An 18,323-nucleotide genomic window follows, 5' to 3' on the forward strand; every position below is an offset into this window, starting at 1 on the left:
CGCGTTCAAGAGGGGGGTGTGCCCGCCATGGACAAGGGCACGACCGAACTGGTCGACCTGCTGGTCCTGCTCGGCATGGGCGCCGTCCTGCCGCTCGGCCTGGCCCTCGTCGACGAACCCGGGCTGGCCCGGATCCGCCGGCTCTGGCCGCTCGCCGCCGTCCCCGGGGCGCTGTCGCTCTGGCTGCCGCGCGGCGGCCTCGCCACCGCCACCGCCGTCCTCTACGCCCTCGGCACCCTGGCCGTCGCCCTGCACGCGCCCCGGCGACTGGCCCGCACCCGCTCGCTCGCCCCCGCCGAGATCGCCGTGCTCACCGCACTCGCCGCGCCCTCGGTGGCCGGGGTCGCCCTGGTCGCCGAACGCTCCGGCTACCCGCTGTTCGGCTTCGAACCGCACATCCTGGCACTGACCGTCCCGCACTTCCACTACGCCGGATTCACCGCCGCGCTGGTCGCCGGACTGGTCTGCCGCGCCTCGGCGCCCGGCTCCACGGCGGCCCGCTGCGCGGCGCTCAGCGTCCCGGCCGGCACCCTGCTGGTGCTCGCCGGGTACTTCCTCGGCAACTGGTGGCAGTTCGCCGGAGCGGTCGTGCTCAGCACCGGGATGTGGCTGGTCGGCCTGGTCAGCTGGCGCGACCTGCGCACCCGCTCGGCCGACCCGGTCACCGCCGGGCTGCTCACCGTCTCCTCGGGCGTGCTGGCGCTCACCATGCTGCTCGCCCTGTGGTGGGCGCTCGGCCGGGCCGCCGGACTCCCCCACCCCACCCTGGCCTGGATGGCCGCCACCCACGGCCTCGGCAACGCGCTCGGCTTCGCGCTCTGCGCGCTCCTCGCCTGGCGCCGGATCACCACCGCGGAGGACGCCCGATGAACGACCACAGCACCCCCGGGGCCGGCCACGGCCACGGCCACCCCGGGACCGGCCACAGCCACCCCGGGGCCGACTACAGCTACCCCGAGCAGGGCGCCAGCCGCACCGGCGAGCTGCCCGCCGGCTACCACCACCTGCGGCACCGGGCCACGATCGGCCACGGCCGCGCCGCCCTGGAGGTCGCCGGGGCCGCGCTGCTCGGCTGGCGGATGCACCGGCTGGCCGGCGTCCGGATCGACGCGGAGGCCGACCGGGCGGCCCCGGGCGTCGCCGTCCGCTGCGCGATCGGCGTCGGCCCGCTGCGGGCGGGCGCGCCCAACCGGGTGCTGGCCGTCGACGACGGCCCGGACCGGTACGGCTTCACCTACGGGACCAGGCACGGGCACCTCGGCCGGGGCGAGGAGACCTTCCTGGTCGAGCTGGCGCCCGACGGGACGGTCTGGTTCGGCGTCACCGCGTTCAGCCGGCCGGTCGCCTGGTGGGCCCGGCTGGTCGGCCCGCTGTTCCCGCTCCTCCAGCACGCCTTCGCCCGGCGCTGCGGGCGGGTGCTGGCGGCGGTCGCGGCGGACGCGGTGCAGGGCGGACCGCGCTGACCTGCGCCCGGCGGCGGCCCGAATCCGCCGGCCGCCCGACCCGGGCCTGCGGCATGATCGCCGGATGACACTGCCGCCCACGGTGCCGGTTCCGGCCCCGGGGACGGACGCCCCCGAGGACGGCGAGGAGCCGAGGCCGTGACCAGCTTCCACACCCACCGGGCCCTGGTGCTCGACACCGCGCTGCCCGTCCACCGCCGCCACAGCGCCCTGCGCACCTGCCTGACCGGCTTCGCCCCGTACGGCCTGCGGGCGACCTACCACCACCTGACCCTCAGCGCCCGGATGCCCCGGCGCCTGGCGGCCGACCCGCAGTCCCTGGTGCGGGCGGTGGAGGAACTGCACGAGGCACGGCAGCTGTGGCTGGCCCGGGCGGAGCGGTACGCGGCGCAGCGGCGGGCCGAGAAGCGGGACGGCCGCCGGGCGGCGACGCCGGTGTGGTGGAACCAGCCCTGGTGGACCTCGCCGAACGACGCCTGGCGCCACGACCCCTTCCTGCACCCGGCGTTGAGCCTGCCCGAGTACGTCCGACGGCAGAACGCGCTGCTGGACGGGGCCGAACTGCCCGGCTGCCCGGCCTGCGGGGAGGAGGGGCCCGCGGTGGAGGTGTCGACCGGCCACGACCGGGCAGAACTGTGCCGCACCTGCGCCCGGGTGCTGGTGCCCTGCCCGTGCGGCCGGTGGCACAGCTTCCAGCCGGAGCTGCGGGTCGACTGGGGCCGGACCTGGCGGCGGGAGCACATGACCGACGGCGGCAAGCCCGACCCGCACTGGCCCGCCCAGCTGGGCACGGCCCGGATCGAGCGCCTGGTCAGGTACGACGGGCCGCACCCGGGGTGCTGAGCGCCCTGCCGGTGCCCCGTACCCGGTCATGCCCCGTGCCCGGTCACCCCCGGTGCGCGGGGACGGAGACCAGCAGGGCGTCGGAGTTCTGGACCCGCACCTCGAAGTGGTCGATGGCGCCCGGCTGCATGGCCGCGCCGCCGGTGGTGCGCAGCACTCCCGGGGCGTCGGGTTCGCCGTAGCCGTCTGCCGGGACGTACCAGGTGGTGACCGTCTGGTGCTCGCCGCCGTGCGAGACGGCGACCAACCGGCAGGTCAACGGGCCCTGCACGCCGGAGAGTTGCAGGCTGACCCGGCTGCCCCAGGTGGTGCCGTCGACACCGACGGTGGCCTTGGCCCCGGTGGCCGGGTCGCTGGCGCTGAACTGCTCGGCGACGGCGACCACGGCGGGCGTGGTCTCCGCGGTGAGCACCGCGGCCGTGACGGCCGGGCCGGCCGCGACCATCGCGGTCGCGGCCAGGGCGAGCACCAGCCGCCGCACCCGGCCGCGCCGCCGGCCGGCCGCGACCTCGGCGATCAGCCGGTCCAGGAGCCGCCCGTCCGGCACCGGCGCGAAGTCGGCCGGGTCCAGTCCGGCGGCCCGCGCGGACGCCACGTACTCGCCCAACATCGGCTCCACGAAGCCCAGTTCGCCGACCTGTCCGGTGCACTGCGGGCAGTCCGCCAGGTGCAGCTCGAAGCCCGCGCGCTCGGCGGGCTCGAGCAGGCCGAGGACGTACGACGCGACGTCCAGGTGCTCGGAGCCACCGGACGGGCCACCGGGCGGGCCGGGGGCGGGGGCGGGCCGCTCGATCACGATGTCACTCCCCGTTCCTCCAGCGCGAGCCTGAGCGAGCGCAGTGCGTAGAACACCCTCGACCGGACGGTCCCGGCCGGGATGCCGAGGACGGCGGCCGCCTCCTTCGCGGTGCGGCCCTTGAGGTAGGTCTCGACGATGATCTCCCGGTGGGCGGGCGAGAGGTCGGCGAGCGCGTCGGCGACGGTCATCATCCGCAGCGCCCGGTCGATCTCGTCCTCGGCGGGCAGCTGTTCCAGGGCCGACGCGTCCACCTCGTGCGGGCGGGCGGCGGCGCTGCGGTGGTCGTCGATCACGATCCGGCGGGCCACGGTGACCAGCCAGGGACGCAGCGAGCCGGCCTTCGGGTCGAGCCGGTGGATGTTGCGCCAGGCCCGGACCAGGGTCTCCTGGACGACGTCCTCGGCGCGCTGCCGGTCCCCGGCGACCAGGTGGAGCACGAAGCCGAACAGCGGACCGGCATGCTCGCGGTACAGGGCCCGCATCAGCTCCTCGTCCGCGGCCCCCGGGCCGTGTGCGGCGGGGTGCTCATCGGTCACCACTTCATCGTTGCGCACCCGGGCCTCCCGGTCGAGGGCGGTGGTCAGTAGTGGTCAGTAGTGGGTGGTGGTGGTGGTGGTCGGGCGGCCGTCGGTCAGTAGCCCGACGACGGCGGGGTGGGTGTCGGGGTGGGGGTGCTCGGCGCGGGGGTCGCGGGCGCCGGGGTGGCGGGCGCCGGGGTGCCGCCCGGCATCGCCTTGCCGCCGGTCGGGGTCACCGCGAACCACTGACCGGCCACGCCCTCGCCCTTGGTGTCGCCGGGCTTGGTGTCCGGCGAGTAGCGGTAGACCGGCCAGCCGTTGACGGTGACCTGCTTGGTGCCGTCGTCGCGGGTGAAGCTGCCGACCAGCTTGCTGTCGATGCCCTTGACCGTGATGTCGCCGTTGGCGTGCTCGGGCGGCCAGAGGGTGGCGCAGTTACCGTTGCAGTACGAGTCCGAGGGGTTGCTCTGGTCCTGGTCGAAGCGGTAGAGCGTGAAGCCCGCACTGTCGGTGACGATGGTGCCGAGCTTGGGGTCGTCGGCGGTCCGGAGGGTGGCGGCGGCCGGGGCGCCGGAGCTGCTCGACGGGCTCGGTGCGCTCGACTTGCCCGATCCGGACGACCCGCAGCCGGCGACCAGGGCCGCCGCGGCGAGGCCGGAGGCGGCGAGCACAGCGGCCCGGCGGGTGCGGGGTGTGGTGCTGCGCATGGGGAGCCTCCCGCGTCGGTGAACGGACTGGACACCCCTCAGTACGGACGGTGGCCGCCCGGTGCTCAGTCCCGGCCGGGCCCGGAATACCCCGTCGGGCATCACCGTTGTCCCGGGCGCATGATCCGTACCGGCACCTTCGGAAGGGAAGGATCCGCGAGATGAGCAACACGGTCGAGCTGACCACCGAGAACTTCGACGACATCATCCCCGGCCCGGAGGGCAAGGACTTCGTCCTGATCGACTTCTGGGCCGGGTGGTGCGGGCCGTGCCGCCAGTTCGCCCCGGTGTACGAGAAGGCCGCGGAGCGCCACTCGGACCTCGTCTTCGCCAAGGTCGACACCGAGGCCCAGCAGGAGCTGGCCGCCGCGTTCGGCATCCAGTCGATCCCCACGCTGGCCATCATCCGCGAGGGCGTGCTGATCTTCTCCCAGGCCGGGGCGCTGCCGGAGCCGGTGTTCGAGGACCTGATCGGCCAGGCCCGCGAGCTGGACATGGCCGAGGTCAAGCGCAAGGTGGCGCAGGAGCAGGCGGCCGAGGGTCAGGCCTGAGCCCTGAACCCTGAGCCCCGAACCTGAGCCCTGAGCCGCGCCGGGAGCACCGGGACCGGGGGCCCCACCGCGGAAGGACGGTCCACCATGAGCACGTTCGTACTGGTTCCCGGATTCTGGCTCGGTGCCTGGGCCTGGGACGAGGTGGCCGCGCCGCTGCGCGCGGCCGGGCACCGGGTCTTCCCGGTGAGCCTGCCCGGGCTGGCCGAACGGGCCGGTGAGCAGGGCGACTTCGGGCTGGAGGAGCACATCGCGGACCTGGCCGACCTGCTGGTGCGCGAGGACCTGTGGGACGTGCTGCTGGTCGCGCACAGCGGCGCCTGCGCCCCGGTCGGCGGAGTCGCGGACCGGATGCCGGAACGGATCCGGCGGGTGGCCTACCTGGACAGCGGGCCGATGGCGGACGGCGGTTCGGTGTACGACCTGTGGCAGCCCGAGTTCCGGGCCGAGGCCGACGCCACCGCGGTCGACGGCCGGCTCCCGATGCCCTCCTGGGAGTACATGGCCGCCCACGGCTCCAGCACCGAGGGCCTGGACGGGGCCGCGCTGGAACGGATCCGCACCCGGCTCACCCCGCACCCGGTCGGGGCGTACCGGGACCGGCTCCGGCTGACCGGCGCCGGGGCCGCCCTGCCACAGGCCCTGGTCACCTGCTCCTTCCCGCTCGACCGGGTACGGGAGATGATCGCGTCCGGCCACCCGTGGTTCGTCGGGATGGCCGGGCCGAACTGGGAACTGCGCGAACTCCCCACCGGGCACTGGCCGATGTTCTCCCGCCCGGCCGACACCGCCGCGCTGCTCGCGGAACTCGCGGCGATCTGATCACGGTTGGCGTGTTCGCCCGCGCTCCGGCCGGTCCGCGTCGCAGGATGGGGCGCACGCCGCACCCGGCCAGGGACCGGGCGACCCGCGAGACCACGGAGGACGGGACATGACCAGCAGCACCACCGGGGAGTACGACGTCATCGTCCTGGGCGCCGGGCCGACCGGCGAGAACGTGGCCGACCGGACCGTCGCCGCGGGCCTGAGCACGGTGATCGTGGAGGCCGAACTGGTCGGCGGCGAGTGCTCGTACTGGGCCTGCATGCCGAGCAAGGCGCTGCTGCGCCCGGCCGCCGCACTGGACGATGCCCGCGCGGTGGGCGGCGCCCGGCAGGCGGTCGGCGACGGCCGGCTGGACGCGGCGGCGGTGCTGGCCCGGCGGGACTCCTTCACCTCGCACTGGAAGGACGACGGCCAGGTGCAGTGGCTGCGGGACACCGGCATCGAGCTGGTCCGCGGCCACGGCCGGCTGGCGGGCGTGCGGACGGTCACGGTGGAGGCGGAGGACGGCACCGAGCGGGTGCTCACCGCCCGGCACGCCGTCGTCGTGTGCACCGGCAGCCGCCCGGTGCTGCCGGCCACCGTGCCCGGGCTGGCGGAGGCGCACCCGTGGACCAACCGGGAGGCGACCGGTTCGCCGACCGTCCCCGGGCGGCTCGCGGTGGTCGGCGGCGGGGTGGTCGGCGTGGAGATGGCCACCGCCTGGCGGGCGCTCGGCTCCGAGGTGGTGCTGCTGGTGCGCGGTGACGCGCTGCTGCCGCGGATGGAGCCCTTCGCGGGCGAGCTGGTGGCCGAGGGGCTGCGGGAGGCCGGCGTGGACCTCCGCTTCGGCACCGAGGTGAGGGCACTGGAGCGGGCCGACGCCACCGGGCCGGTGGTGCTGACGCTCTCCGGCGGCGAGCGGCTGACCGTCGACGAGGTGCTGTACGCCACCGGCCGGGCCCCGCGCACCGCCGACATCGGGCTGGAGCAGGTCGGGCTGCGGCCGGGGAACTGGCTGGACGTGGACGACAGTTGCACGGTGCTGGGCGTGGACGGCGAGTGGCTGTACGCCGCCGGGGACGTCAACCACCGGGCGTTGCTCACCCACCAGGGCAAGTACCAGGCCCGGATCACCGGTGCGACGATCGCCGCCCGGGCCGAGGGGCGCGCACTGGACACCTCGCGCTGGGGCGCGCACTCCGCGTCCGCCGACCTCGCCGGAGCGCCGCAGGTGGTGTTCACGCGGCCCGAGGTCGCGGCCGTCGGCCTGACCCTGGCCGCGGCCGAGCGGCTCGGCCTGCGGGTCAAGGCCGTCGACCACGAGATCGGCAAGGTCGCCGGGGCCTCGCTCTACGCCGACGACTACCGCGGCCGCGCCCGGGTGGTCTACGACCTGGACCGGCAGGTGATCATCGGCGCTTGCCTGGTCGGCCCGGCCGTCGCCGAACTGCTGCACTCGGCGACCGTCGCGGTGGTCGGCGAGGTGCCGATCGACCGGCTCTGGCACGCCGTCCCCGCCTACCCGACGATCAGCGAGGTGTGGCTGCGGCTGCTGGAGGGCTGCCGGGGCTGACCCCTCCCCCGGGCACCCCCTCCCCCTCCGCGGGGGACGCGGCGCGGCGAGATGTGACCGCCGGTGGACGGCGGGACACTGGGCGGAGGGGCCGCGTCCGCCGCGCCCCGGGGGGCCGTCCAGGGGGGGCCGCTCGCGATCAGGTGGTGTGAGGCATGACCGAGGTGCTGTTGGCCGTCGGAACCGAGAAGGGCCTCTTTCTCGGCCGCAGCCGCGACCGGCTGGACTGGGAGTTCAGCGGGCCGCACTTCCCGATGAACGCGATCTACTCCGTCTCGATCGACCGCCGTGAGGGCCGCACCAGACTGCTGGTCGGCGCCGACAGCAGTCACTGGGGGCCCTCGGTGTGGCGCTCCGACGACCTCGGCGCCCACTGGCACGAGCCGGCCCGCCCGGCGATCCGCTTCCCCGAGTCCACCGGTGCCTCGCTCACCCGGGTCTGGCAGCTCCAGCCCGCCGGAGCGGAGGCCCCCGGGGTGGTGTACGCGGGCACCGAACCCGCCGCCCTGTTCCGTTCCATCGACGGGGGCGAGAGCTTCACCCTGGTCGAACCGCTCTGGAACCACCCCCAGCGGCCCGAGTGGGGCGCCGGCTACGGCGGCCAGGGCCTGCACACCGTCCTCACCGACCCGCGCGACCCGCAGCGGCTGCTGGTCGCGGTCTCCAGCGGGGGCGTCTACCGCAGCAAGGACGGCGGCGACAGCTGGGAGCCCTCCAACACCGGCCTGCGCGCCGAGTTCTTCCCGCAGGAGCGCCAGTACCCCGAGTTCGGCCAGTGCGTGCACAAGATCGCCGCCGACCCGGTCCACCCCGACCGGCTCTACCTGCAGAACCACGGCGGGGTCTACCGCAGCGACGACTGGGGCGGGAGCTGGCGCTCCATCGCGGACGGCCTGCCCGCCGAGTTCGGCTTCGCGATCGCCGCCCACCCGCGCCGCGGCGACACCGCCTACCTCTTCCCGCTCGGCGGCTCGGACGACCGGATCCCGCCGGGCCGCCGCTGCCGGGTCTTCCGCACCACCGACGGCGGCACCAGCTGGCAGCAGTTGGCCAACGGGCTGCCCGGCGAGGACCACTACGGCATCGTGCTGCGCGACGCGCTGCGCACCGACGACGCCGACCCGGCCGGGATCTACTTCGGCAACCGGACCGGCGACGTGTACGGCAGCCGCGACGAGGGCGAGACCTGGTCGCTGCTGGTCTCCCACCTGCCGGACGTGCTCTGCGTCCGGGCGGCGGTGGTGGGCTGAGCTCCTCGGGGCAGGAGGATCCGCGGGGCAGGGGATCCGCCGGGCTGTGGGATCCGCCGGGCAGGTGGATCCGCCGATCGAAAACCGGTTGCCGGGGCGCTCCGGTTCTGGTGAGCATGGGCCGTCGACGAACGAACTCGTGACTCGCGTGACTCTTGTGAATGGGGTGGGGCCGTGCCCGAAACGGACTGGGTGGTCAGGCACGACAGCGCCGGGGCACCGGTGCTGCGGTACCAGCCGGGCGAGCGGGAGGGGCGCCCCTGGGCCGACCTGCTGGAGGTGCTGGGCGACTCGGCGGACGCCGTGGCGTACATCCGCGCCGAACTGGCCGGCTGGGTGGTCTCCGCCAGCCCCGAGCTCGGGCAGCGGCTGCTCGCCCAGGGGGCGAGGGCCCTGCGCCACGCCCACACCCTCCGGCGGGACCTGCGCGCCGATCCCCCGCCCGCCGACTGGGCCGGCGCGCCGCTGCGCGAGGGGCTCCGGGCGGTGCCCTGCGACCGCTCGCCCGAGGAGCTGCTGGAGCCGTGGCGGGCCGCCTTCGACCCGGCGCACGTGGACCACTTCCCCGGGGACGACGCCCGGGCCCTGGCCGAGCGGATCGGCCCGCTGCTGGCCGGGAAGGCCATCGGCCCGGTGCTGCCGTCCAGCCTGCTCGCCGTGGACGCCGAGGACCGGGTGGTCGGCGCCGCCGTACTGACCGACCGTGACGGCCTGCCCTGGGTCGCCGAGGTCTTCCGCCACCCCCAGCGCGGCTACCGCGGGCTCGGCGCCGACCTGCTCCGCCGGGCGGTCGCGGACGCCGCCGGGCGCGGGCTGGCCGACGTGCACCTGGTGGTCTCCGAGGGCAACCCGGCCCGTCGGGTCTACGAGTCCCTGGGCTTCGAGCTGCGGGAGACCTCGCTGACCGTGCTCGTGCCGGACGCCGGCTGAGTCCTCCGGCGCCGAGGCCGAGCAGTGCGTCAGGGGCCGGACCCGCGCCCGCCCTCGACCCGGACACCTCGCGCCACCACCATGGTCAGGCCCACCGCGACCAGCAGCTCCGCCCAGAAGAACGCCGCGTAGTCCAGCAGCGAGCCGATCGGCGGGCTGCCGGGCGCGGCGTTGCGCATGCCGACCAGGGCGAACAGGGTGGCCGCCATCCAGCTCAGGGCGGGCCAGATGATCCCGCGCCGCTGCCGGACGATCAGCCAGGCCGCCACCAGGACGGACAACGCCAGCGCCCACATCGCCGCCATCATGAACCAGGCCAGGATGAAAGTGCTGCGCGAGCGGCTGATCCGCTCGGTCACCGCGACGCCGTTGCCCTCGCTGAGCTTCCCGTCCTGCTTGAAGACGAAGAAGGGGTCGCCCTCCGTCAGCCCCATCACCAGCGGGACGGACCGCCCGCCGACGGTCGCCGCGAAGCCGATGATCGCGTAGTAGCGGTCGAAGGGGTAGTCCGAGATCCGTCCGTCGAACAGGCTGAACGTCACCGTGCTGGAGCCGATCTGCTGGCCCGCCGGGTACTTGAGCACGGTCTGTTCCAGCGAGGTGGTCTCCAGCACCACGTCCCCGGTGGGCACCAGCGGGTTGTCCGCGGTCTGCAGGGCACCGCGGAGCTGCGTGACGATCTTCGCGGTGACGGTCTGCGCGGCCGCGTCCACCCGCTGGAGCGTCACGTCGACCTCCAGGAAGTCCGGGCCGGGGGCGGTGGCGCCCACCACCTGGGCATGGCTGCGGCTGGAGCGCTCGTCGAAGTAGAGCAGCAGGCCCGCGGTGACGGACAGGACGATCGCGACCACCACCGTGTACGCCCGCCAGGGCCGGACCCTCGGCCGGGCGCTGCCCGCGACGGCGGAGCGCGCGCGGGAGTGGATCCGGACCCTCGGCCGGGCCGCCGGGCGTGCGCTCCGACCGGCCCGCCGCTGCGGAGGCGCGCTCATCGGCCTGCTCCCACCGTCGGCGGTGACGGCAGCGGGTGCCGCCCGTCCCGCCACCCTCCGGGCGGCGGCGGCCGGCCCGCAACCGGGGCGGGCCGATCGGGGCTTCCCCGGACGCGGAAACGCGCTGGTCGGAGCCGCTGTGTAGGCTCATCGGTCATGGCGAGGGTGACACGGGACGATGTGGCGCGGGTGGCGGGGACGTCCACAGCGGTCGTGAGCTATGTGATCAACGACGGACCGCGTCCGGTGGCGCCGGCCACCCGGGCCCGGGTGCTCGCGGCGGTGGAGGAGCTCGGCTACCGGCCCAACCGGGTCGCCCAGGCGATGGCCCGCCGCCGGACCGACCTGCTCGGCATGGTCGTGCCGGACGCCCGCCAGCCCTTCTTCGCCGGGCTCGCCCACGCCGTGGAGCAGGCCGCCACCGAGCACGGCCGGCTGCTGCTGATCGGCAACTCCGACTACGCGGACGAGCGCGAGGCGCACTACATCCGGGCCTTCCTGGGGATGCAGGTGGACGGGCTGATCCTGGTCACCCAGGACCCGGCCGCCCCCGGGCTGAGCGGCTTCGACTCGGCCGACGGCACCCCGGTCGTGCTGCTGCACCACCGCACCGAGAGCGTCGACGGCGTGGCCGTGGTGGCCGACGACGAGGGCGGCGCCCGCGAGGTGGTCCGCCACCTGCTCGACCACGGCCACCGCGAGGTGCACTGCTTCGGCGGCACCCTCGCGCTCAGCCCGCTCGACCCGGTCACCGGGCGGACGGCCGGCTGGGCCGCGGCCCTGGCCGAGGCCGGGCTGTCCACCGACGGCCGGCTCACCCCGGCGCCCTTCGACCGGGTCCGGGCGCACGCCGAGGCGCTCACCCTGCTGAGCCGGCCCGACCGGCCGTCCGCCGTGTTCTGCGCGACGGACGACCAGGCGATCGGCCTGCTCCGGGCCGCGGACGACCTGGGCATCCGGGTGCCCGAGCAGCTCGCGGTGGCCGGCTTCGACGACATCGCCGAGGCGGTGATCGCCGGACCGGCGCTGACCACCGTCACCACCGCGCAGGACGAGATGGCCCGGGCCGCGGTGGACCTGGTGCTCGGCGGACCGGAGCGCCGCGCCGCCGGGGCCCGGACCTTCCCGGCCCGGCTGGTGGCGCGGCGCTCCTGCGGCTGCCCGGCCGGCGCCCCTGCCGACTCGCCGACCCTGTCGGCGCCCTGAACAACAGCCTTGGGGACTCGGTCAGTTGAGCTGGAAGGTGGCCTCGACCGGGTAGTGGTCGCTGGGCGCGACGGTGTCCGGCTGCCCCGGCACCCAGCCGGCCTGCGGGTCGAAGTCGATCTTCACGTCGGACATCGAGCTCGGCACCGGGCGGCCCGGGGCGTTGAGGTAGCCGATGTAGTCCAGGTCGTCCCGGTAGTCGGTCGGGAAGGTCTCCACGCCCGCCATGTACTGGCACCAGGAGGAGACCGGGCAGTCCATGGTGGTGCGGGCCTGGTTCGGGACGGTGGCCGGGGTGCCGAGCACGCCGTTCACCGCGTTCTGGGCGTTGGCGTAGTCGCCGCGGGCCTGGCCGTGGAAGTACTCGACGTTGAGGTCGCCGCCGATCAGCACCGGCGCACCGCTGCCCACGATGCCGTCGACCCAGGCGCGGATCTCGGCGAGCTGGCCGAGCCGGGTGGACTGGGTGGTGTCGGTGGAGGTGTCGGCCTCGTCCGCCTGGAGGTGGGTGCCGACCACCCACGCGGTGCTGCCGTTCTTCTTCACCTGCACCAGCGCCGCGCCCTTGTTGGCGTGGTAGTCCCAGGTGCCGTAGGTGGAGTTGCTGAACACGTGGGCGTACTGGGCGGTGATCGGGTACTTGGAGAGGATCATCGTGCCGCCGTTGATGACGAACCACGAGCTGGAGCAGTTGCCGCTGACGCCCGTCCAGCCGCCGCCGGAGCAGGTCCCGCCGACCACCGGGGTGCGGTACGGGTAGAGGTCGGCGAGCTTGGCGTTGATGTCGGCGGTCGAGCTGTTGTTGAACTGCTCGTCCAGGACGACCACGTCGGCGTTGTGCTGCCGGACGATCTGCTCGATCACCGGGGTGCGGCGGGCGGCCTGCTCGTTCTGGGTGCTGTCGACGATCGCGGTGCCGAGGTCGACGTTGAAGGCGAGGACGGACAGCGTGGTGGGACTCGCCGCGGTGGTGGCGGAGGCGCTCGGGGCGGTGCCGCCGAGCAGCAGTGCGGCGGCGGCCGCCGAGGTGAGGGCGGTGGCCGTGCGACGCGAGAGCATGGGCGTTCTCCTGGGGGTCCGTCAACCGGTGGGGTCCGGACGGGCCGGGGTGACCGGCCGCCGGTGATTGGCGGGGGAACGTTAGCTACTGCTCGGTACGCAGGGAAGAACTCCAGGCGATCAGTTGCGATCGCTCCTGTGGCGCTGAGGTGTCTGTACAGCTCAGGGCGGTCGGCTGACAAGATGTCTGTACACCCTGGCATCCGCCGCCGGGTGCCGGTGAACGGCCGTCAGCCGTCCGACAGTTCGTCCGCGAGCAGGTCCATCAGCAGGTTGTCGTGCCAGGTGCCGTCCGGACCGCGCTCGTACTGGCGCATGGTGCCGACCGGGCGGAAGCCGACCTTGGTGTAGCAGCGGATGGCGGCCAGGTTGTCCGTGGCCGGGTCGATCACCAGCCGGTGGTAGTGGTGGTCGTGCACCAGGTGCCGGGCCATGGTGCGCACGGCGTCCGTCCCCAGGCCCAGGCCGTGCACCGAGGGGTCGAGGAAGATGTCCATCCCGGCGTGCCGGTACTCGTCGTCGTTCTCGGCGTACCACTGCACGGCGCCGACCACCCGGCCGCCCACGTCGATCGCGAAGGTCTCGGTCTCGGGCGCTTCCAAGTCCCGTGCGACCGCGTCGACCAGATCGTCACCACCCCGCCAGCGGGCGAACACCTCGGGCGTACTGCGGATCGCCACCAGCGCCGGGATGTCGTCGGCGGTGGCCGGGCGGAGGGTGACCAGGGTGCCGTGCAGAATCGTCCCCATATGGGGCATGTTGGCACGGAAAGCCGCCCCCGGCCAGCGATTTTCCGGGGGTCCCGGCCGGCACTGCGACCGGGGCGGGCCGGGGCCGCGGACCGGGGCCGCGACGGCGGCGCCCCGGGGCGGTCAGTCCGCGGCGGGCCGCTCCTGGTCACCGAGCGGGCCCAGCCAGACGGCGGTGACGGCGCTGACGTAGCGGGCGCCGCAGTGGTCGTCCGGGACGACCAGCTGCGGGCCGTCCGCGTCCAGCGGGGAGCCGTCCATGCTGGTGGCGAGCAGGATCCGGCGGCCGCCGAAGTCCGGGTCGATCTCGGCCCAGGAGACCACCGCCCGGTGGCCGTCCGCCCCGACCACGTTGAGCAGGAAGCGCAGCCGCTGCTTGCGGCCGGAGAAGTCGATCCGGGGCCGGGCGGCGAGCAGGACGTCCAGCAGGGCCGGGCCCTCGTAGCCGTGCCGCTGCTCGCCCTCGGTCAGGCAGTCGAAGCTGACCTCGACCCGGTGCGCGGGGAGGGTGCGCAGTTGCTCGACGGTCAGCTCGGCCGGCTCGTCGAGGTGGCCGTGCAGCCGGACGGTGGGTGGTGCCGGGGTCACACCGGGGCCGGCCGGGGTCATGGCGCTCCTTCCTCCCGGGCCGCGCCACTGCGGCCCGGGAGGAGGACTACCCGAGGGGCAGCTCCGTCATTCGCGTCTGCGGCGCTGAATGCCCTCATTCAGCGGCAGCTGAGATGACTGGTCGAGGTTTCAGCTCGCACGTGCGAGGCCGGTCACGGTGTGCGCCGGGAGGAGAAGGCCCGGTGCGCCCCGCACCCCGATCCAAGCAGCCCGGCAATCGGGCGGACCACTGGTTCCGCACACCGGCCACCGGGCCCTCCGCTGGATGATCCGACAAGAAGATTCACGGCGCTTCCACTGGCATTTACGATGCCCATGCGTTGACACCCCTCTCATCTGCGAGAGGAGGCGACGCGACGCACCAGAGCGACACCCGGGCGAGAGCGAGCGAGAGATGATCGTCGGCGACCTGCTGCACCTCGACGACCTGTCCATCCGGCTGGCCTGGGGCACCCCCGACCTGCTCGACCGCCCGGTCACCGGCGTCAGCTCCACCGACCTCCAGGACCCGGCCCGCTACCTCCAGCCCGGCGAACTCGTGCTCACCGGCCTGGTCTGGTGGCAGCCCGCCGACGCCTCCGGCGCGCTGCGCTTCGCCACCGCGCTGCGCAGCGCCGGCGTGGCCGCCCTGCTGGCCGGCGAGGGCACCCACGGCAGCATCCCGGACGGCCTGGCCGAGGCCTGCCGCACCCACGCCATCCCGCTGCTCGCGGTGCCCGCCGGGGTGAGCTTCCGGGCCGTCACCGACCGGGTCTACCTGCGGCTCTGGGGCGACCTGCGGGCCGGGGCGCAGGACACCGCCGCGATCCCGGAGACCGTCCGGAGCGAACTGCTCGACCTGGTCCGCACCGAGGCCGCGCCCGGGCAGGTGCTGGCCCACGCGGTCGGCCGGCTCGGGCTGCCCGAGTGCTCGATCGGCACCGCCGGCGGCCGCCCGGTGGCCGGCCCGCCCCAGCCCGCGCCGGCCACCGGCCGCGGCGGGCCCGGGCTGCCGGTCGGCCCGCAGGACGGCTCCCCGTTCGACGGCTGGCGGCTGCGCGCCCACCCGCACACCCCCGCCGTGGAACCGGCGCTCCAGGGCCTCGCCGAGCTGCTCGCCCCGCTCGCCGCCCGCGCCCGGGCCGTGGCGGGCACCCGGCGGCGGGCCGCCGGACGGCTGCTGGACGCGCTGGCCGACGACGCCGGACTCGCCGAACCGCTCGCCGCCTGCGGCCTGGCCGAGACCGGCCCGCTGGTGGCGGTCACCGCGCGGATCGAGCCCGGCCGGGCCGGCGACGAGGCCCCGGCCGACTGGGCGGCACACGCGCTGGCCGAGGCGCTGCACCCGCTGGACGCCCCGTACGCGGCGGGCACCGACCGCGCCGGGCTCACCTCGGGGCTGGTGGCCGCACCCGCCGAGCGGGTCGCCGAACGGCTGCGCCGGGCCCGGCCCGCCCTCCAGGCCCGGCTGACCGGCCGGCACACCCTGCGGATCGGCGTCGGTCCGGCCGCCCCGGCCACCCCCCAGGCGCTGCGGGCGGCCCTGGTGCAGGCCCGATACGTGCTGGCGGGCGCCACCGGCCCGATCGCCAGCACTGCCGAACTGGACTCCCTGGACGGGCTGTTGCGCGGTATCCCGCCCGAGGTGACGGCCGCCTTCCACGCCCGGCTGCTGGCCCCGCTGACCGCCCACGACGCCGAGAACGGCGTCTCGTTGCTCGGCACCCTGGCGGTGTTCCTGGACCATGACGGCTCCTGGGCGCGGACGGCCGAGCAGCTCCACATCCACGTCAACACCGTCCACTACCGGATCCGCCGGATCGAGGAGCTGACCGGCCGCAACCTGGCCCGGCTCCGGGACCGGACCGACCTGCGCGCGGCACTGCTGTGCGCGCCGGGGGCAGCGGGGCGATGAGACCCGGGGGCGCTGGGACCCGCGGACCGCACCCGGGGAATCGGCGGAAAGATTCTTCGAAGATTCCTCCCGGCGGATGTCGATCCGGCGCCGGCCCGATCGACGCAGGGGTGAGCGGCGGGGAACGGCCCCGCCCGCACGACCGAGGAGTCACCATGCCGCGCTTCATGACACTGGTCCGGATCGACGAGAAGGGCCGGGACGGCTGGGAGCCCGACCCCGGGTTCGAGCAGCGGATGGGGGCACTGTTCGAGGAGATCACCAGGGCCGGGGTGATGCTGGAGACCGCCGGGCTGACCCCGACCGCCCAGGGCACCCGGGTGAGCTGGACCGACGGGAAGATCGGCTACACCGACGGGCCGTTCACCGAGACCAAGGAGGTCGTCGGCGGGTACGCGATCCTGCAGTGCAAGGACAAGGCGGAGGCACTGGAGTGGACCCGCCGCTTCCTGCAGACCCACCCGGCGCACTGGCAGGTCGAGGCGGAGGTCCGGCAGATCGAGGAGATGCCGCAGCCCCCGCAGTAAGGGCCTCGCCAGGTGAGGACCGCGGCGTTCGTTGCCTCCCGCCGCTCCGGCTGCTCTGATGGGTGGCCGTGACGGAGAGGGAGGCGACGGCGGTCGTCGAGGCGGCGTTCCGGATCGAGTCCGCGCGGATCATCGCCGCGGCCGCGCGGATCGTCCGGGACGTCGGCCTCGCGGAGGAGTTGGCCCAGGACGCCCTGGTGGCCGCGCTGGAGCAGTGGCCCCGCGACGGCGTGCCGGACAACCCGGGCGCCTGGCTGACGGCCACCGCCAAACGACGGGCGGTCGACCTGGTGCGCCGCCGGGAGGTCTACGCCCGCAAACTCGCCGAGGTGGGGCGGTCGTTGGAGGACGCACCGGAGCCGGCGGAGCCGTCCGGCCCGGATGACATCGACGACGACCTGCTGCGGCTGATCTTCACCACCTGCCACCCGGTGCTGTCGGCGCAGGCACGGATCGCGCTCACCCTGCGGCTGCTGGGCGGGCTGACCACCCCGGAGATCGCCCGCGCCTTCCTGGTGCCGGAGGCGACGGTGGCCCAGCGGATCGTCCGGGCGAAGCGGACGCTGGCGAAGGCGGACGTGCCGTTCGAGGTGCCGTACGGCGAGGACCGGGCGCAGCGGCTGTCCTCGGTGCTGGAGGTCATCTACCTGATCTTCAACGAGGGGTACTCGGCCACCGCCGGGGACGACCTGCTGCGCCCGCAGCTGTGCGAGGACGCCCTGCGGCTGGCCCGGGTGCTGGCCGCGCTGGTGCCCGGGGAGCCGGAGGCGCACGGGCTGGCCGCGCTGCTGGAGTTCCAGGCCTCCCGGGCGGCCGCCCGCACCGGGCCGGACGGGCGGCCGGTGCTGCTGGCCGAGCAGAACCGGGCGCGCTGGGACGGACTGCTGATCCGGCGCGGCTTCGAGGCGTTCGGGCGGGCGGGCGGCGGGCCGTATTCGGTGCAGGCCGCGATCGCCGCCTGCCACGCCAGGGCGCGGCGCTACGAGGACACCGACTGGGCGACGATCGCCGCGCTGTACGACCGGCTGCTGGTGCTGACGCCCTCGCCGGTGGTGGCGCTGAACCGGGCGGTGGCCGTCTCGATGACCCGGGGCCCGGCCGCCGCCCTGGAGTTGGTGGACGCGCTGGCGGCGGAGCCGGCGCTGCGCGACTACCACCTGCTGCCGAGCGTACGGGGCGACCTGCTGGCCCGGCTGGGGCGGACGGCGCAGGCCCGGGCGGAGTTCGAGCGGGCGGCGGGGCTGACCCGCAACGAGCGGGAGCGGGAGCTGCTGCTGGAGCGGGCGGCCGGACTCGGGGGTGACGGCCAGGGGGCGACCGGGGCCCGGACGGGGGACGGTTAGGGCGTGTCGTCCTGGCGCAGGCGGGCGCTGACCGCGCCCAGGCCCTCGGCGAGGACGGCGAGCTGCTCGCGGGTGAGCACGTCGATCAGCAGCTCGCGCACCAGGGCGACATGGCCGGGGGCGGCCTGGCGGAGCGTCTCCCGCCCCTGGTCGGTGAGTTCGGCGATGACGCCGCGCACGTCGCTGGGACAGGAGCGGCGGCCGACCAGGCCCATCCGCTCCAGTTGGGTGACCTGGTAGGTCAGGCCGCTCTTGGAGGTGACCAGCTTGTCGGCGAGTTCGGTCATCCGCAGCGAGTCGCCGGGGGCGGCGGACAGGTGCACCAGGATCTCGTACTGCTGGTGCGAGAGGCCGGAGTCGTCCTTGAGCTGGCGCTCCAGCCGCCGGTTGAGCAGGTTGCTCGCGACGACGAAGCCCCGCCAGGCGGCCATCTCGTCCTGGTCGAGCCAGCGGGGTTCGTTCAGTGAGGACATGGGGTGAAGCCTACTCCTGTTGTTCAAATTCGA

20 protein-coding genes are annotated in these 18,323 nt (G+C 74.9%); 12 read left to right on the top strand and 8 right to left on the bottom strand.

Translation table 11 applies throughout. The features are described 5' to 3' along the window. Nucleotides 1-27 precede the first annotated feature (27 nt). From ACZ4W5_RS12105 to ACZ4W5_RS12115, 3 genes are all read left to right on the top strand, one after another. Nucleotides 28-870, top strand: coding sequence for a YndJ family protein (locus ACZ4W5_RS12105; RefSeq protein ID WP_465654071.1), 843 nt, complete (start codon nt 28-30; stop codon nt 868-870). Further along, nucleotides 867-1,463 carry a DUF1990 family protein gene (locus tag ACZ4W5_RS12110; RefSeq protein WP_465654072.1) on the top strand — a complete coding sequence of 199 codons (597 nt, stop codon included), beginning with the start codon at nt 867-869 and terminating at the stop codon, nt 1,461-1,463. Before ACZ4W5_RS12105 ends, ACZ4W5_RS12110 begins: the two co-directional genes overlap by 4 nt. Nucleotides 1,464-1,601: 138 nt before the next feature. Beyond that, nucleotides 1,602-2,306, top strand: a complete 705-nt coding sequence (locus tag ACZ4W5_RS12115; RefSeq protein ID WP_465654073.1) for a hypothetical protein — start codon at nt 1,602-1,604, stop codon at nt 2,304-2,306. Between the two features lie 43 nt (nt 2,307-2,349). Here ACZ4W5_RS12115 and ACZ4W5_RS12120 read toward each other — a convergent pair whose 3' ends face one another. From ACZ4W5_RS12120 to ACZ4W5_RS12130, 3 genes are all read right to left on the bottom strand, one after another. Then, on the bottom strand, nt 2,350-3,102 hold the full coding sequence (locus tag ACZ4W5_RS12120; RefSeq protein ID WP_360237393.1) for a zf-HC2 domain-containing protein: 753 nt from the start codon (nt 3,100-3,102) through the stop codon (nt 2,350-2,352). Next, nucleotides 3,099-3,659: a sigma-70 family RNA polymerase sigma factor gene (locus ACZ4W5_RS12125; protein WP_465654074.1), complete on the bottom strand. Its 561-nt coding sequence runs from the start codon at nt 3,657-3,659 to the stop codon at nt 3,099-3,101. Before ACZ4W5_RS12125 ends, ACZ4W5_RS12120 begins: the two co-directional genes overlap by 4 nt. A 77-nt stretch (nt 3,660-3,736) precedes the next feature. Then, on the bottom strand, nt 3,737-4,330 hold the full coding sequence (locus tag ACZ4W5_RS12130; RefSeq protein ID WP_360237389.1) for a hypothetical protein: 594 nt from the start codon (nt 4,328-4,330) through the stop codon (nt 3,737-3,739). 161 nt (nt 4,331-4,491) lie between these two features. Between ACZ4W5_RS12130 and ACZ4W5_RS12135 the strand changes: the two genes are divergently transcribed. The 5 genes from ACZ4W5_RS12135 to ACZ4W5_RS12155 all read left to right on the top strand — a co-directional run bounded on the left by ACZ4W5_RS12135 (nt 4,492) and on the right by ACZ4W5_RS12155 (nt 9,438). Further along, the gene (locus ACZ4W5_RS12135) at nt 4,492-4,881 is read left to right on the top strand and encodes a thioredoxin family protein (RefSeq protein ID WP_360237387.1); all 390 of its coding nucleotides are present in this window, start codon (nt 4,492-4,494) and stop codon (nt 4,879-4,881) included. An 87-nt stretch (nt 4,882-4,968) separates the two neighbouring features. Then, on the top strand, nt 4,969-5,703 hold the full coding sequence (locus ACZ4W5_RS12140) for an alpha/beta hydrolase (protein ID WP_360237385.1): 735 nt from the start codon (nt 4,969-4,971) through the stop codon (nt 5,701-5,703). A gap of 109 nt (nt 5,704-5,812) precedes the next feature. Further along, on the top strand, nt 5,813-7,258 hold the full coding sequence (locus ACZ4W5_RS12145) for a dihydrolipoyl dehydrogenase family protein (protein ID WP_360237383.1): 1,446 nt from the start codon (nt 5,813-5,815) through the stop codon (nt 7,256-7,258). A gap of 155 nt (nt 7,259-7,413) precedes the next feature. Next, the gene (locus ACZ4W5_RS12150) at nt 7,414-8,508 is read left to right on the top strand and encodes a WD40/YVTN/BNR-like repeat-containing protein (RefSeq protein ID WP_360237381.1); all 1,095 of its coding nucleotides are present in this window, start codon (nt 7,414-7,416) and stop codon (nt 8,506-8,508) included. 174 nt (nt 8,509-8,682) lie between these two features. Next, nucleotides 8,683-9,438, top strand: coding sequence for a GNAT family N-acetyltransferase (locus tag ACZ4W5_RS12155; protein ID WP_360237379.1), 756 nt, complete (start codon nt 8,683-8,685; stop codon nt 9,436-9,438). 29 nt (nt 9,439-9,467) lie between these two features. Here ACZ4W5_RS12155 and ACZ4W5_RS12160 read toward each other — a convergent pair whose 3' ends face one another. Further along, complete coding sequence (locus ACZ4W5_RS12160) at nt 9,468-10,430, bottom strand: DUF4436 family protein (RefSeq protein ID WP_360237377.1); 963 nt, start codon at nt 10,428-10,430, stop codon at nt 9,468-9,470. Between the two features lie 156 nt (nt 10,431-10,586). On the opposite strand from ACZ4W5_RS12160, the gene ACZ4W5_RS12165 reads away from it, so the two are divergent. Next, nucleotides 10,587-11,636, top strand: a complete 1,050-nt coding sequence (locus ACZ4W5_RS12165) for a LacI family DNA-binding transcriptional regulator (RefSeq protein ID WP_360237375.1) — start codon at nt 10,587-10,589, stop codon at nt 11,634-11,636. Between the two features lie 21 nt (nt 11,637-11,657). Here the strand turns inward: ACZ4W5_RS12165 and ACZ4W5_RS12170 are convergent, their stop codons facing one another. From ACZ4W5_RS12170 to ACZ4W5_RS12180, 3 genes are all read right to left on the bottom strand, one after another. Further along, complete coding sequence (locus ACZ4W5_RS12170) at nt 11,658-12,695, bottom strand: sphingomyelin phosphodiesterase (protein WP_465654075.1); 1,038 nt, start codon at nt 12,693-12,695, stop codon at nt 11,658-11,660. A 230-nt stretch (nt 12,696-12,925) separates the two neighbouring features. Further along, nucleotides 12,926-13,444 (bottom strand): GNAT family N-acetyltransferase, encoded by a 519-nt coding sequence (locus ACZ4W5_RS12175; protein ID WP_465654076.1) that lies wholly within the window; start codon nt 13,442-13,444, stop codon nt 12,926-12,928. 123 nt (nt 13,445-13,567) lie between these two features. Beyond that, entirely contained in the window at nt 13,568-14,053 is a 486-nt protein-coding gene (locus tag ACZ4W5_RS12180) for a molybdopterin-dependent oxidoreductase (RefSeq protein WP_465654077.1), read from the bottom strand. Nucleotides 14,054-14,447: 394 nt separating this feature from the next. Between ACZ4W5_RS12180 and ACZ4W5_RS12185 the strand changes: the two genes are divergently transcribed. The 3 genes from ACZ4W5_RS12185 (at nt 14,448) to ACZ4W5_RS12195 (ending at nt 17,817) form a co-directional block, all read left to right on the top strand. Continuing rightward, nucleotides 14,448-15,947 (top strand): PucR family transcriptional regulator, encoded by a 1,500-nt coding sequence (locus tag ACZ4W5_RS12185; protein WP_465654078.1) that lies wholly within the window; start codon nt 14,448-14,450, stop codon nt 15,945-15,947. A 155-nt stretch (nt 15,948-16,102) separates the two neighbouring features. Then, nucleotides 16,103-16,474, top strand: a complete 372-nt coding sequence (locus ACZ4W5_RS12190; RefSeq protein WP_360237364.1) for a YciI family protein — start codon at nt 16,103-16,105, stop codon at nt 16,472-16,474. A gap of 62 nt (nt 16,475-16,536) precedes the next feature. Then, nucleotides 16,537-17,817: an RNA polymerase sigma factor gene (locus ACZ4W5_RS12195; RefSeq protein ID WP_465654079.1), complete on the top strand. Its 1,281-nt coding sequence runs from the start codon at nt 16,537-16,539 to the stop codon at nt 17,815-17,817. Here ACZ4W5_RS12195 and ACZ4W5_RS12200 read toward each other — a convergent pair. Then, the gene (locus tag ACZ4W5_RS12200) at nt 17,814-18,281 is read right to left on the bottom strand and encodes a MarR family winged helix-turn-helix transcriptional regulator (RefSeq protein WP_360237449.1); all 468 of its coding nucleotides are present in this window, start codon (nt 18,279-18,281) and stop codon (nt 17,814-17,816) included. The genes ACZ4W5_RS12195 and ACZ4W5_RS12200 overlap by 4 nt on opposite strands. Nucleotides 18,282-18,323: the final 42 nt, after the last annotated feature.

Source organism: Kitasatospora sp. NPDC029367 (genome assembly GCF_055569135.1).

What these genes read in the sequence shown, in the direction of transcription:
- ACZ4W5_RS12105 (WP_465654071.1), top strand. Translation starts at nt 28, where the DNA reads ATGGACAAGGGCACGACCGAACTGGTCGACCTGCTGGTCCTGCTCGGC.
- ACZ4W5_RS12110 (WP_465654072.1), top strand. Translation starts at nt 867, where the DNA reads ATGAACGACCACAGCACCCCCGGGGCCGGCCACGGCCACGGCCACCCC.
- ACZ4W5_RS12130 (WP_360237389.1), bottom strand. Translation starts at nt 4,330, where the DNA reads ATGCGCAGCACCACACCCCGCACCCGCCGGGCCGCTGTGCTCGCCGCC.
- ACZ4W5_RS12135 (WP_360237387.1), top strand. Translation starts at nt 4,492, where the DNA reads ATGAGCAACACGGTCGAGCTGACCACCGAGAACTTCGACGACATCATC.
- ACZ4W5_RS12140 (WP_360237385.1), top strand. Translation starts at nt 4,969, where the DNA reads ATGAGCACGTTCGTACTGGTTCCCGGATTCTGGCTCGGTGCCTGGGCC.
- ACZ4W5_RS12145 (WP_360237383.1), top strand. Translation starts at nt 5,813, where the DNA reads ATGACCAGCAGCACCACCGGGGAGTACGACGTCATCGTCCTGGGCGCC.
- ACZ4W5_RS12150 (WP_360237381.1), top strand. Translation starts at nt 7,414, where the DNA reads ATGACCGAGGTGCTGTTGGCCGTCGGAACCGAGAAGGGCCTCTTTCTC.
- ACZ4W5_RS12160 (WP_360237377.1), bottom strand. Translation starts at nt 10,430, where the DNA reads ATGAGCGCGCCTCCGCAGCGGCGGGCCGGTCGGAGCGCACGCCCGGCG.
- ACZ4W5_RS12165 (WP_360237375.1), top strand. Translation starts at nt 10,587, where the DNA reads ATGGCGAGGGTGACACGGGACGATGTGGCGCGGGTGGCGGGGACGTCC.
- ACZ4W5_RS12170 (WP_465654075.1), bottom strand. Translation starts at nt 12,695, where the DNA reads ATGCTCTCGCGTCGCACGGCCACCGCCCTCACCTCGGCGGCCGCCGCC.
- ACZ4W5_RS12175 (WP_465654076.1), bottom strand. Translation starts at nt 13,444, where the DNA reads ATGGGGACGATTCTGCACGGCACCCTGGTCACCCTCCGCCCGGCCACC.
- ACZ4W5_RS12180 (WP_465654077.1), bottom strand. Translation starts at nt 14,053, where the DNA reads ATGACCCCGGCCGGCCCCGGTGTGACCCCGGCACCACCCACCGTCCGG.
- ACZ4W5_RS12185 (WP_465654078.1), top strand. Translation starts at nt 14,448, where the DNA reads ATGATCGTCGGCGACCTGCTGCACCTCGACGACCTGTCCATCCGGCTG.
- ACZ4W5_RS12190 (WP_360237364.1), top strand. Translation starts at nt 16,103, where the DNA reads ATGCCGCGCTTCATGACACTGGTCCGGATCGACGAGAAGGGCCGGGAC.